12 protein-coding genes are annotated in these 11939 nt (G+C 72.1%); 7 read left to right on the top strand and 5 right to left on the bottom strand.

The genetic code is table 11. The features are described 5' to 3' along the window. Nucleotides 1–119: 119 nt before the first annotated feature. The 3 genes from O7616_RS24315 to O7616_RS24305 are packed head-to-tail and all read left to right on the top strand — an operon-like array spanning nt 120 to nt 2409. Nucleotides 120–1040, top strand: coding sequence for a DUF6282 family protein (locus tag O7616_RS24315; RefSeq protein WP_282304120.1), 921 nt, complete (start codon nt 120–122; stop codon nt 1038–1040). Continuing rightward, complete coding sequence (locus O7616_RS24310; protein ID WP_282304119.1) at nt 1037–1753, top strand: PIG-L deacetylase family protein; 717 nt, start codon at nt 1037–1039, stop codon at nt 1751–1753. Before O7616_RS24315 ends, O7616_RS24310 begins: the two co-directional genes overlap by 4 nt. Continuing rightward, nucleotides 1750–2409, top strand: coding sequence for a 4-carboxy-4-hydroxy-2-oxoadipate aldolase/oxaloacetate decarboxylase (locus tag O7616_RS24305; protein WP_282304118.1), 660 nt, complete (start codon nt 1750–1752; stop codon nt 2407–2409). Before O7616_RS24310 ends, O7616_RS24305 begins: the two co-directional genes overlap by 4 nt. A gap of 37 nt (nt 2410–2446) precedes the next feature. Here O7616_RS24305 and O7616_RS24300 read toward each other — a convergent pair whose 3' ends face one another. Then, nucleotides 2447–3901 carry an alkaline phosphatase PhoX gene (locus O7616_RS24300; protein WP_282304117.1) on the bottom strand — a complete coding sequence of 485 codons (1455 nt, stop codon included), beginning with the start codon at nt 3899–3901 and terminating at the stop codon, nt 2447–2449. A gap of 214 nt (nt 3902–4115) precedes the next feature. Between O7616_RS24300 and O7616_RS24295 the strand changes: the two genes are divergently transcribed. The 3 genes from O7616_RS24295 to O7616_RS24285 all read left to right on the top strand — a co-directional run bounded on the left by O7616_RS24295 (nt 4116) and on the right by O7616_RS24285 (nt 6663). Next, complete coding sequence (locus O7616_RS24295) at nt 4116–4835, top strand: alpha/beta hydrolase (protein ID WP_282304116.1); 720 nt, start codon at nt 4116–4118, stop codon at nt 4833–4835. 146 nt (nt 4836–4981) lie between these two features. Next, nucleotides 4982–5497 carry a SigE family RNA polymerase sigma factor gene (locus tag O7616_RS24290; protein WP_282304115.1) on the top strand — a complete coding sequence of 172 codons (516 nt, stop codon included), beginning with the start codon at nt 4982–4984 and terminating at the stop codon, nt 5495–5497. Next, nucleotides 5494–6663, top strand: a complete 1170-nt coding sequence (locus O7616_RS24285) for a hypothetical protein (protein WP_282304114.1) — start codon at nt 5494–5496, stop codon at nt 6661–6663. The genes O7616_RS24290 and O7616_RS24285 overlap by 4 nt, the downstream gene beginning before the upstream one ends. 64 nt (nt 6664–6727) lie before the next feature. On the opposite strand, the gene O7616_RS24280 is transcribed toward O7616_RS24285, so the two are convergent. The 3 genes from O7616_RS24280 to O7616_RS24270 form a co-directional block, all read right to left on the bottom strand. Further along, on the bottom strand, nt 6728–7663 hold the full coding sequence (locus O7616_RS24280; protein ID WP_282304111.1) for a hypothetical protein: 936 nt from the start codon (nt 7661–7663) through the stop codon (nt 6728–6730). A gap of 75 nt (nt 7664–7738) precedes the next feature. Then, complete coding sequence (locus O7616_RS24275) at nt 7739–8191, bottom strand: hypothetical protein (protein WP_282304110.1); 453 nt, start codon at nt 8189–8191, stop codon at nt 7739–7741. 95 nt (nt 8192–8286) lie between these two features. Continuing rightward, nucleotides 8287–8814: a MarR family transcriptional regulator gene (locus tag O7616_RS24270; protein WP_282258644.1), complete on the bottom strand. Its 528-nt coding sequence runs from the start codon at nt 8812–8814 to the stop codon at nt 8287–8289. 143 nt (nt 8815–8957) lie between these two features. Here O7616_RS24270 and O7616_RS24265 point away from each other — a divergent pair, with 143 nt between their 5' ends. Next, nucleotides 8958–11228, top strand: coding sequence for an LLM class flavin-dependent oxidoreductase (locus O7616_RS24265; protein WP_282304109.1), 2271 nt, complete (start codon nt 8958–8960; stop codon nt 11226–11228). On the opposite strand, the gene O7616_RS24260 is transcribed toward O7616_RS24265, so the two are convergent. Further along, nucleotides 11225–11935, bottom strand: a complete 711-nt coding sequence (locus O7616_RS24260; protein ID WP_282304107.1) for a DNA alkylation repair protein — start codon at nt 11933–11935, stop codon at nt 11225–11227. The genes O7616_RS24265 and O7616_RS24260 overlap by 4 nt on opposite strands. Between the last annotated feature and the right edge of the window lie 4 nt (nt 11936–11939).

Raw genomic sequence — 11939 nt, 5'->3', positions numbered from 1 at the left:
CCGCGGGACGAGGATGATCGCCGATATGCTTACCCGCGGCGGCTCCCGGCCCGTGACCGCCGCGCGCTCGGCCGAGTGCGCCCGCACGACCTCGGTCTCAGGGCTCATCGAGGAGCGCGATGCCTGACCACCCGGTTCCCTCCGCCCGTGCGCGCGCCGTGGTCCGCGGCGCCTACGACACGCACGTGCACGTGGCCCCCGACGTGATGGCCCGGCGCATCGACGACGTCGACCTGGCACACCGCTGCGCCGAGGTCGGGCTGGCCGGCTTCGTCCTCAAGTCCCACTACGTGGCGACGGCCGAGCGGGCCGCGGTGGTTCGTAAGGTGGTGCCCGGCGTCGACGTCCTCGGCGCCGTCACCCTCAACGGCGCGATGGGCGGGATGAACCCGGTCGCGGTCGAGGTCGCCGCGCGCCAGGGTGCGCGGATCGTCTGGATGCCGACGGTGGACTCCGGAAACCAGCGGCGCAGCACCGCCACCGATCTGCCGGGTGCCACACCGGCGATGTGGGGAGCCTTCCAAGCCGACCTGCACAGCCAGGGCATCGTGCCGGACCCGGTCGAGGTCGTCGACGCCGAGGGCCGGGTCCTCGACCGCGTACGCCAGGTGCTGCGGGTGATCGCCCGGCACGACATCACGCTCGCCACCGGCCACCTCAGCGGCGCCGAGATCGCGGCCGTGGTCCGGGCCGCAGGGGAGGAGGGGGTACGCCGGATCGTGGTCACCCACCCCGAGTTCACCTCGCAGCGGCTGACGCCCGAACGGCAGCGCGAGCTGGCCGAGGCGGGCGCCCTCCTGGAGCGCTGCTTCACGACCCCGCACTCGGGCAAGGTCGACTGGGCGGACCTGTTCGCCACCATCCGGTCGGTCGGCGTGGCGCACTCCGTCCTCTCCAGCGATCTGGGGCAACCGTTCAACCCGCCGGTGGAGGACGGTCTGGCGCTCTTCGCCGACCGCCTGTTCGACGCCGGCTTCACCGAAGAGGAGGTCCACGTCATGGCGGTGGTCAACTCGCGCCGGCTGGTGACGCCGGCATGAGCGGGCGGCGGATGCTGGTGGTGGGCGCCCACTCCGCGGACTTCGTCTGGCGGGCCGCCGGAGCCATCGCGACGCACACGCGGGCCGGCGGTGAGGCCCTCGTGTTGGCGCTCTCCTACGGTGAACGAGGCGAATCCGGTGAGCTGTGGAAGGACCCGCAGCAGACGGTGGAGAACGTCAAACGACTGCGGCACGCCGAGGCGGAACGAGCCGCCGCCGCGGTCGGCGCCCGGTTCGACGCGTTCGACCTGGGCGACTACCCGCTCCGGATCCGCGACGAGGACATCGACCGGCTGGCGACGCTGATGCGCGAGTACGCCCCACACGTGGTGCTCACCCACCCCGAGCGCGACCCGTTCAACCCGGACCACCCGACGGCGCACGCCGCGGTGGCGACCGCCCGGCAGCTCACCGCCGGTGCCGGAGTGTCCAGCGGCTTCCGGACCGCCCCGCCCTCGGAGTTCCTGGCCTTCGAACCCCACCAGCCGGAACTCTGCGGGTTCGTCCCCACCGTCTTCGTCGACATCACCGAGGTGATGCCGGCCAAGCGGGAGGCGATGGCCGCGATGGCGGCTCAGGGCTACCTGCGCGAGTACTACACCCAGCGCGCCGACCATCGGGGCAACCACGCCCGCCGGGTCACCGGTGATGCCGCCATCCGGCAGGCGGAGGCGTTCCAACGGTTGATCCCGAACGTCGTGGTGGCGCTGTGAACTCCGCCCGTGACGCGGCCGACGTCGACCCCACGGTGATCGAGGCACTGTCCGCTGCCGGGGTGGCCACGGTCTACGAGGCCGCCGGTCGACGTGGCCTGATCGACGTGGACCTCGTGCGGGTGGTGCCGGGTTCCCGGGTCGCCGGCGCCGCCCGGACCGTCGTGTGTGGCCAGGGTGACAACCGGGCCGTGCACGAGGCCATGACGCTCGTGCGTCCGGGGGAGGTGCTGGTGCTCACCATGCCCGAGCCGGCTCCCGTCGCGCTGATCGGTGAGCTGCTGGCCACGCAGGCCAAGGTCGCCGGCGCGGCCGGTGTGCTGGTCGACGCGGCGGTACGGGACGTGGACGAACTCCGGGCACTCGGCCTGCCGGTCTGGGCCCGCTGGTGTCGGGTGCGCGGAGCCACCAAACGCGAGCGGGGCTCGCTCGACGTGCCGGTGTCGGTGGGCGGTGCGACGGTCGAGCCGGGGGACATCGTGGTGCTCGACGCCGACGGGGCCGTGGTGGTGCGGCGGACGAGCGCGGACGCCGTGGTCGCCGCGACGAGGAGCCGGACGGCCAGGGAGGTCGGATTGCGGGCCCGGCTGGAAGCCGGCGAGTTCAGTTACGACCTGCACGGAATGCGTACGGAGGACGAGCCCGGCGGGCGGTAGGACCGGGCGATCCGCCCGACCCCACCGCCCGATCCGGTCAGCCCAGGTACTTCTCCCACGGGCCGGTGATGGCCAGGGTGAGGCCCGGGTCCTGCATGTTGACGAAGAGCACCTTGCCGTCGGCGCTGAAGGTCGGCCCGCAGAACTCCGAGTCGTTCAGCATGTTGCGGGCGATCGCGTACGTCGGGCCGCCCGGGATGGTGCTGAGCACGTGGGAGGCGCCCTTGCCGTCCTCGGCGAGCACCAGGCTCCCCCACGGGGTGACCGTCACGTTGTCCGGGCCGTCGAAGGTGATGTCGGTGTACTTGACCGGCGTCCCCTCCTCGGAGGAGGTCTGGTGCGGGAAGTACGTCACCAGCTGGATGGTCTGGTCCTTGAAGTTGTAGAACCACACCATGCCGTCGTGCGGCGCGGCGTCGGACGGCAGGTCACCCTCCTCCCAGGCGTACGAGTTGACGACGTACACACCCTCGTCGGTGCTCCACACGCCCTCGAACTTGCGCCCGCGGGTGACCTGGCCGTCGGCGAACTGCTCGCGCACGGACGTGTGCCGCGCGTCGCGGTCCGGCACCTCGATCCACCGGACGGGGAAGGGGCGGCCCAGCTGGGCGGAGGTCAGGTAGGCGACGTCCGGCAGCACCGAACCGTCGTCCATGATGATCTGCATGGCGGCGAGGACGCCGGCGTTCGGCGCGAGGCGGGTCAGCACCCCGGGGCCGACCTTGACGCCGCGCGGCGCCGACCAGCGGTAGAAGAGTCCGTTGGGCCCGTCGGCGTCCTCGGACAGGTAGATGTGGGTGCGGTCCTTGTCGATCGCGAGGGCCTCGTGGGAGTAGCGGCCCAGGCACTTGATCGGCCGCGGGTCCGCGCTGCCGTCGGCCCAGACCTCGAAGACGTATCCGTGGTCCTTCTGATAGGTGCCGGTCCGGCCGTCCTCTTCCCACTGGTCGCCGGCGCGGTCCTCGGTCTCCTCGCAGGTCAGCCAGGTCCCCCAGGGGGTCGGTCCGCCGGCGCAGTTGGCGATGGTGCCGGAGAGGGCGACGAACTCACCCAGGTTCCGGCCCGCCCGGTCGGTCTTGATCACGGTGCAACCGCCGGCGTCGACGGCGCCCGGGTCGTACACCGTCCCCTTGACGTGCGGCACGCCGAACTCGGCGCCCGGGTCGATCTCGTGGTTCTGGATCAGGGTGTAACGGCCGTGACCGGCGTCGTAGACGGCCATGCCGTCGTGGTCGGCCGGGGTCATGCCCTGGCCACGGTCCAGCCGGGTGACGCCGGTCCGGGTGACCACCTTGTAGCTGAAGCCCTCAGGCAGGGCGAGGACGCCCTTCGGGTCGTCCACCAGCGGCGGGAACGGCACGTGGCCGGACGTGACCGGCGGGTGCGGGCGGCCCGGACTGGCCTGCGCCAGCGACGGCAGGCCGCCGGCGACGGCGAGGCCCACACCGGCGGCGGCGCCACCGGCGAGGAAGGTGCGACGAGAGGAAGGCACGTGATCAGCTCCTGGTCAGGACAAGTGCGACGACTCGGAGCCAACCCGTGCGGGCGAACAGCGACACGTCGCCGACGGGATCGGTCGGTGACATCGGGGTGAAGAAACAGGGCCGCCCGCCCTCGACGTTTCCGGGGCGCACGGTGGGTAATCAGCCGCGCCCACCCAGTCCGTACGGGGGTGCACACCCCTCACGTCGAAGGAGCCGATGGCCGTGTCAGATCAGAACATCACCGTTGTCCTCGTTCACGGCGCGTTCGCCGAATCGGCGAGCTGGAACGGTGTGATCGAGCGGCTCGGTGCTGGTTACTCAGTGGTCGCCGCCGCCAACCCGCTCCGCAGTGTCGCCGGAGACGCCGCGTACGTGCGTGACGTGATGCGGGGCATCGGCGGACCGATCCTACTCGTCGGCCACTCGTACGGCGGCATGGTCATCACCGAGGCCGCAGCGGGCGAGCCGATGGTGCGTGGGCTGGTCTACGTCAACGCGTTCGCCGCCGACACGGGTGAGTCGGCGATGACGCTGTCCGCCAAGTTCCCCGGCAGCACGCTCGCCGACACCCTGGTCTCCTACCCGGTGGCGACCGGTGGGAACGAGGTGGCGATCGCGCAGGACTCCTTCCGCCGACAGTTCGTCGCGGACGTCTCCGAGGACACCGCGGCGTTGATGGCCCGGACCCAGCGGCCGATCACCGAAGAGGCACTCGGTGGGGCACTCTCGACGTCCGAGCCGCCGTGGAAGTCGTTGCCCAGCTGGTTCGTCTTCGGCGACGCGGACCGCAACATCCCCGTCGCCGCGCACCGCTTCATGGCCGAACGCGCCGGCGCCCGGGGCACCCGCGAGGTGGCCGGCGCCTCCCACGCGATGACGATGTCCCAGCCCGGCGAGGTCGCCGAGTCCATCATCGAGGCGGTCCGGGGCGTCGGGGCCTGACACCGACGATCTCGACGTACGGCCCCTGCCGCCGGTCTCCGGTGCGGCAGGGGCCGTACGTTGTCGCTCGCCGGCACATTCTTCTCCGGCGCGACGCAACCTGGCGGTCGTCGCGACCCGTTGAGGGTGCGGAGGAGGGAGCCTCGATGGCGGATGCCGAGGGTGAGTTCGTGGAGTACGTCTCCGCGCGACTGCCGAGTCTGCATCGCACCGCGTTCCTGATGTGCGGCGACGCTCATCTGGCCGACGACGTGGTGCAGCAGACGATAACGGCGTTGTACGTGAACTGGCGTCGGGTCAGCCGGGTGGACAACGTCGACGCGTACGTGCACCGGATGCTGGTCCACAAACTCGTCGACGAGAAGCGGTTGAGCTGGGCGAAGGTACGACTGTTCGGGTCGGTGCCGGAGGCGCCGCGTACGCCTGTCGCACCGCACGACGAGGTGGCCGAGCGGGACAGCGTAGTCACCGCGCTCGCCCACCTTCCCCGCGGCCAGCGCACCGTACTGGTCCTGCGGTTCCTGTGCGACCTGTCGCTGGCCGACACGGCGGCGGCCATGGGCTGTTCCGAAGGCAACGTGAAGGCGCAGACGGCTCGGGCGCTGGCGGCGGTCCGTCAGGTGCTCGACGTCCCCGAGATGTCCGGGAGGAGTACGAGATGACCGTGGACGAGCAGCGGATCGCCGCGCTGCTGCAGTCGGCGTCGGTTCCCGAGCCACGGGTCGACGTGGCACGCGCGATCAGCGACGGCAGGCGCCGCCGTCGACGCCGTCGTACCGCCGGGGTGGCCGCGGTGACGGCGCTGGCCGGGCTCGGCGTCGTGGGTGCCGTCGGGCTCGGCGGTGCCGTGCGACCGCCGGCCCCGCACCCGCCGTCCGTGGTGGCGGCGCCGACCGCCGTCACGTCGACCGCCGCCGGGGCCTCGCCGGTCACCTGTGCGGCTTCGTGGTTGCCGCAGCCGATCGGTGGTCCGATCGCGGTGGCGAACGGGGTGGACCCCACCGGGCGGTACATCGTCGGTGACATCGGCACCGGTGCGGAGGACGGCAGGGTCGTGCTCTGGGCCGACGGCGAGGCGACGGTCCTGCCTCCCGGGGCGCGGCACGCGGCGGCGGTCAACGCCCGGGGCGACGTGGTCGGCACCGGCGGCAACGGCGTCGGCTGGGTCTACCGGGCCGGAAAGCTGCGGTTCCTGACCACTCCGCCGGGGTACCACGCGGTTCTCGTGCAGGCGGTGAACGGCCGGGGTGACATCGTGGGCACCGCCCGTGGGGCGCGCGAGTCACATCAGGCGGTGCTGTGGTCGGCGGACCGGCCGCAGGACTACCGGCTGGTCGGGCGGCCGGGGTCCGCGGCGACCGCGGTCACCGAGGACGGTTCGGTGGTCGGCGCGATCGGCGATCTGCCGTACCGCTGGACACCGGGGGGCACCGCTGTCGCGTTGGCGGTGCCCGACGGTTTCCCGCGCGCCTCGGTGGAGGCGGCGCGTGGCGGGTGGGCGGTCGGCATGGTTCCCGGTGAGCGGCAGGACGATGCGGTGCGGATGCTCCCGGTGCGGTGGGATCTCACCACCGGTGCGGTGAGCCTGTTGCCGTTCCCGGGGATCCGTGGGGTCTCCGGCACCGGCGAGGTGCTGGCGGACGACGGCGCGCCGCTGCTCGTCGCCCCGGACGGCACGTCCCGCCGGTTGCCGGGTCGGCCGGAGGTCCGGGCGGACGAGGCGGGCACCTACTCGGCGAACGGGATCAGCGACGACGCGATGACGGTGGTCGGTGCCGTCTACGAGAAGAAGGCGTACCGCCCGTTGGTCTGGCGCTGCCAACGCTAGGGTCTGCTCCGTGCGGACGGTGCCCGCCGACCATCGGGTCGGCGGGCACCTCGTCGGGGACCGGTTACCGGCCGCAGGTCCCGCACGCGCGGCGGGTGCGCAGGTGATAGTCGCTGGATGCGGTGACCAGGCCGAGCCCGATGACGCAGTACGCCGACATCGCCGCCCAGAGGAACGCGTCGGAGAACTCGCTGTCCGATCCCGTCGCCACCTGCGCCAGCCCCATGCCGAAGTAGGCCACGATGCCCGTCCCGAGGCCGAAGCCGGGCACCAGCAACAGCAGGCGAGGAATCCGATGACCGGCGAGCAGCGGCACCCAGCCCGGCCAGACCTCGCCCCACCTGTGCACCAGCGCCAGCGGTAGGAGCGCACCGGCCAGCACCAGGCCGACCTCCAGGCCGATCACCGAGGCGTCCTCGGTGAGGCCGTCGAATCCCACGACGGCCTGGGCGGCGAAGCGGGCGACGAGGCCGACCACCGCGGCGTAGGCGGCCCAGCGTGCCCACCGCGCGGGGGTCCTGCGTCGCGGTCCGGGGCGGGTCGTGCGGCAGCACGCCGGGCAGTCGCCTCGGGTGCGCCGCTGGTAGCGGGCGGTGGCCAGCGCGAGCAGGACCGCCCCGGTGACACAGCCGAGCCGGCTGGCGAACCCGACCGGGTCGACGTGCGGGCCGACCGCGAGCAGCAGGAGACCCACCACCTCGGGTAGCAGGATCGCGGCTGCGGCGACCAGTGCCGCGGCGGTCGTCCAGGCGACCCCCGCGAGCACCGGCCGCCAGGTGCGCTGTCGGTCCAGAGCGACCGCCACCACACCCGCTGCCACGCACAACGCCACCGACCGCCAGCCGGTGAAGCCGAGCAGGTCCGACCCGAACCGCCCGGCGTCCGGTGCCTCGCCCACCGTCCACGTCAGACGCACGCCCCCGTATGCCACGGCCCAGCCGAGCACTGCGTACGTCAGGCCGTGTCCGGCCCGGCCGACGATCGGAGTCGATGTCGTCATGCCTTCAGATCGTCGCGGCGTCGGGCTGCGGTCGGTTCCCGCCGACAGGGGAGGGCCCTCCCTCGCGGGAGGGACTCAGGTGGCCGGGCCGGAATCCCGGCCCTGGTCGGTGCCGGTGATCCCGGCGGCCTGGCCGTGGGCTCGATTCAGGATGGTCTCCGCCTCCTGGCGGGCGGCAGCCACCATCTCCTCGCACTCGCGTGTCGCTTCGGCGCGGTGGTCGTTCGCCTGCTCCTCGGCGAGTCTGAGGATCTGTTCCACCCGGGGGGCCAGGCCGGTGAGGGTGGGTCGTTCATACAGCTGCCTCCGCGATTCGGCCGAGGTGTCCGCGCTCGTGCCCTTCCCGTCGCGGTCCACCATGCCGTCGGCCACCAGGTCGGGCTCGCTCTCGCCGACCAGGGAGAGGCCGATCCCGAGCACGGCCACCGCTATCCCGGACCACAGGGCGGCCGTCCCGAGGGACGGCCCGACGGCCGCACCGACACCGAGTCCGACCAGGACGGCAGCGGTCTTGACTGGCTTTCGCATGGCTGGACCTCGCGGCTACGGGGAGGAGGGCTTCTGGTTCCAGCATGCTGAGCCAGTCAACCCGTGGCCCCGCACGCGGACCGCCGGGGCCCGAGCTACCCGGCCCCGTGCTCGGTCGGCGGAAGGACGCTGCGCACCGCGACGCAGGGGTCCGTCGCCGGCGCGGCGGCGTGGATCGCGTCGGCGGCGCGGGCGGCGAAGTCGCGGAAGGTGTCGCGTTGGTCCTCGGGCAGCCCGCCCAGCACGTGGTCCTCGGCGTGCGCGACCCGCCGCTCCGCCTCGGCGAGTGCCGCACGCCCCCGGTCGGTGGCCACCACCCGGCGGGCGCGCCGGTCCTGGGGGTCGAGTCTCCGTTCGATGAGACCGGCGTTCTCCAGGTCGTCGATCACGTAGGTCAGGACGCTGCGGTCGATGGCCAGGCGGGTCGCCAGGGCACCCTGCGTGGGCACGTCCTCGTGTACGACGACGGCCAGGATGTGGTAGCCCCGGCTGCCGTGCGGCAGGTCGTCCAGCACCTCCTCGACGTACTCGTGCCAGCGGCGTAGCACCACACCCAGGGACCAGCCGAAGGTCGAACCGCGCTTGCGGTCGGCCGGCAGTTCGCACGGGTCGGTGGCGGACATGCACCGGACGCTAACAGGCGAGGTGGTGATCGAAACGACGTTCCGAAGCGGCCGGAATGCGGGGGTCGGCAACTACGTTGTGGGACATACGATCTGCTGAACAGATCATATTCTGGCAACATGACCACGGAGATGCTGACGCGATGCCTGATTACGGTCACGAAATCCAGTTCGGGACGTTCCTGACACCCGCTGCCCAGGACCCGGATCACGTGGTGGCGCTCGCCGAGCTGACCGAGGCGGCGGGCCTGGATCTCGCCACCTTCCAGGACCACCCGTACAACGCCGACCACCTGGACACCTGGACCCTGCTGAGCTGGGTCGCCGCCCGTACCCAGCGGTTGCGGATCTCGGGGAACGTCCTCAGCCTCCCGCTGCGCCCGCCGGCCGTCCTGGCCAGAGCCGCGGCGAGCCTGGACCGGTTGTCCCACGGCCGGTTCGAGCTGGGGCTCGGCGCGGGCGCGTTCTGGGACGGTGTCGAGGGCATGGGCGCCCGTCGGCTGACGGCGGGGCAGGGCGTCGAGGCGCTGCGCGAGGCGATCGACGTCCTGCGCGGGGTGTGGGACGACACCGCACCCGGGCCGCTGCGCCGCGAGGGGAGGTACTACCCGATCCCCGGCATGCGGCGCGGCCCCGTGCCGGCACACGACATCGACATCTGGCTCGGCGCGTACCAGCCGAAGATGCTCGCCTTGACCGGTCAGAAGGCGGACGGCTGGCTGCCGACGCTGGAGTACCTGCGGTCCCCGGACCGGGTGACCGCCAACCGGCTCATCGACGAGGCGGCGGTCGCGGCGGGACGCGACCCACGGCAGATCCGCCGGCTGCTCAACCTGTTCACCGTCGACGTGTCGTCGCGAAGTCGTGGCTTCCTTCAGGGGCCACCGGAGCAGTGGGTCGACCAACTCCTCCCGCTGGTCCTCGAGGAGGGTTTCAGCACCTTCCTGATCGGCCGCGACGACCCGCGACTGATCCAGGCTCTCGGGCAGGAGATCGCCCCCGCGCTGCGCGAGGCGGTCGCCAGGGAGCGTACGTCGAACGGGCCCGACACCGGGCGGACCGGCGCTGTCGCCGTCCGGTCCGAGCGTCGTCCGGGCCTGGACCGTGAGGCGCTGCCGGCATCGCTGGCCGCCCGGACCGTCGAGCCCGGCGACCGGGAGTACGAGGGTGTCCGCCACAGCTACAGCTATAAGGGGGCGCCGGCGCTGGTGATCCGACCGGAGAGCGCCGCCGAGGTCGCCGACGCCGTGTCCTATGCGCGGACCCAGGACGTCCCGTTGTCGGTGCGCAGTGGCGGGCACGGCATCAGCGGCCGGTCGACGAACGACGACGGGATCGTCATCGACCTGTCCAGGATGAATCGGGTGGAGGTGCTCGACCGGCCGACCCGTCGGATCCGGTTGGAGCCGGGTGCCCGCTGGGGGCAGGTGGCCCAGGCACTCGCTCCGTACGGCCTGGCGATGAGCTCGGGCGACTACGGCGACGTGGGCGTCGGTGGTCTCGCCACCACCGCCGGCATCGGATACCTGGCGCGTAAGCACGGTCTGACGATCGACCACGTCGTCGCCGCCGAGATCGTCACCGCGGACGGCAGCCTGCTGCGCGTGGACGACGAGCATCACCCCGACCTGTTCTGGGCCGTCCGGGGCGCGGGCGGCAACGTCGGCGTGGTCACCGCCCTCGAACTGGAGGCGTACGAGGTCGACACAGTCGTCTTCGCCCAGCTCGTCGTCGACGCGAGCGACGCCGCGCAGTTGCTCCGCCGGTGGGGTCGACTCGTCGAGGACGCCCCGCGGGAGCTGACGAGCTTCCTGTCCCTCTTCCCGGGGCGCCGGGGTGACCCGCCGATGGCCCAGGTCACCCTGGTCTACGCCGGTGACGACGTCGAGGCGGCCCAGTCCGTCCTGAGCCCGTTCCTGGAGATCGGCCCGATCCTCGATCAGCAGGCGCAGCTCGTGCCGTACCCGGCGGTCGTCGTCCCGCCCGGCAACCAGCATCGAGGTCAGGGGCTGCGGGACACCCGGAGCGGCCTGGCGCACCACATCACCCCGGAGGCGGCCGACCTCATGGCCCACATGATCAACTCCGGTGATGTGATGATCATGCAGTTCCGGTCCGTCGGCGGCGCGGTCAACGACGTCCCCCGCGACGCGACCGCCTACCCGCACCGGGACCAGAACTTCTCGGTGCTCGCCGCCACTGTCGAGGACCGCAGGCCCCAGCTCGACAAGCTGTGGGCCGAGCTGTACCCGCACCTCGACGGCATGTATCTCAGCTTCGAGTCCGACACGGACCCGGCGCGGCTGTTGGACGCCTGGCCCGAGCCCACCCTGGGTCGACTGCGCGCCATCAAGGCCACCTACGACCCGGACAACGTCTTCAACCGCAACTTCCCGATCCCACCGGCAGGCTAGAGCGCGCCGGACAGGTAGTCCCGGCGTCGCTGCGGTTCGAACTTCTCGATCGCGTACCGCAGCATCACCCGGGGCATGACGCGGTAGCGGCGGAGCAGGAACTCCTCCTCCGCCGCTCGGTCCCGGTTGCCCACCTCGCGCAGCATCCAGCCCACCGCCTTCCGGACGAGGTCGTGCGGGTCGTTCAGGAGCCGGTCGCTGAGGTGGAAGGTCCAGTGGAAGTCGTCGGCCCGGATGAAGGCGAAGCTCGCCATGATGGCGATGCGCCGGTCCCACACCAGGCTCGACCCGGCCAGCCGATCCAGGACGTCGCGCTCCTTGTCGGCGAGCCAGGGGCCGACGATGTACGGCGCCGACGAGTCCACCAGGTCCCAGTTGTCGAGGCGGCCGGTGTTGGCCAGGACGAGGCGGAAGATCTCGCCCCGTTGCCGCTCGTCGCCCTCGGCGAACTTGCGGACCAGGATGAGCAGCGACGTCAGCCGCTCCTCGTGCACCTCACCGTGCAGCAGGTCGGTCGTCTCCTCCAGGGAGAGGTCGCGCCAGTACCGGGCGGCGATCCGACGCTGGTCCGGCACGGTGACGCCGATGGCCCGGTCGCCCTCGCCGTAGCCGCCGGGGACCATCTGCAGGTATCGCCTCGACGCCTCGGCGCGACCTGGGTCGGCGAGGTCGGCGAGGTCTCGACGCACCTCGACGCTCGTGGCCATGACG

Source organism: Micromonospora sp. WMMD964, from assembly GCF_029581455.1.
In the GTDB taxonomy this organism is placed as follows: domain Bacteria; phylum Actinomycetota; class Actinomycetes; order Mycobacteriales; family Micromonosporaceae; genus Micromonospora.
The sequence above is the reverse complement of the archived record's forward strand: the minus strand, read 5'-3'. Positions and strand labels throughout refer to the sequence as shown.

What these genes read in the sequence shown, in the direction of transcription:
- O7616_RS24290 (WP_282304115.1), top strand. Translation starts at nt 4,982, where the DNA reads ATGGCGGATGCCGAGGGTGAGTTCGTGGAGTACGTCTCCGCGCGACTG.
- O7616_RS24260 (WP_282304107.1), bottom strand. Translation starts at nt 11,935, where the DNA reads ATGGCCACGAGCGTCGAGGTGCGTCGAGACCTCGCCGACCTCGCCGAC.
- O7616_RS24280 (WP_282304111.1), bottom strand. Translation starts at nt 7,663, where the DNA reads ATGACGACATCGACTCCGATCGTCGGCCGGGCCGGACACGGCCTGACG.
- O7616_RS24310 (WP_282304119.1), top strand. Translation starts at nt 1,037, where the DNA reads ATGAGCGGGCGGCGGATGCTGGTGGTGGGCGCCCACTCCGCGGACTTC.
- O7616_RS24270 (WP_282258644.1), bottom strand. Translation starts at nt 8,814, where the DNA reads ATGTCCGCCACCGACCCGTGCGAACTGCCGGCCGACCGCAAGCGCGGT.
- O7616_RS24315 (WP_282304120.1), top strand. Translation starts at nt 120, where the DNA reads ATGCCTGACCACCCGGTTCCCTCCGCCCGTGCGCGCGCCGTGGTCCGC.
- O7616_RS24285 (WP_282304114.1), top strand. Translation starts at nt 5,494, where the DNA reads ATGACCGTGGACGAGCAGCGGATCGCCGCGCTGCTGCAGTCGGCGTCG.
- O7616_RS24265 (WP_282304109.1), top strand. Translation starts at nt 8,958, where the DNA reads ATGCCTGATTACGGTCACGAAATCCAGTTCGGGACGTTCCTGACACCC.
- O7616_RS24275 (WP_282304110.1), bottom strand. Translation starts at nt 8,191, where the DNA reads ATGCGAAAGCCAGTCAAGACCGCTGCCGTCCTGGTCGGACTCGGTGTC.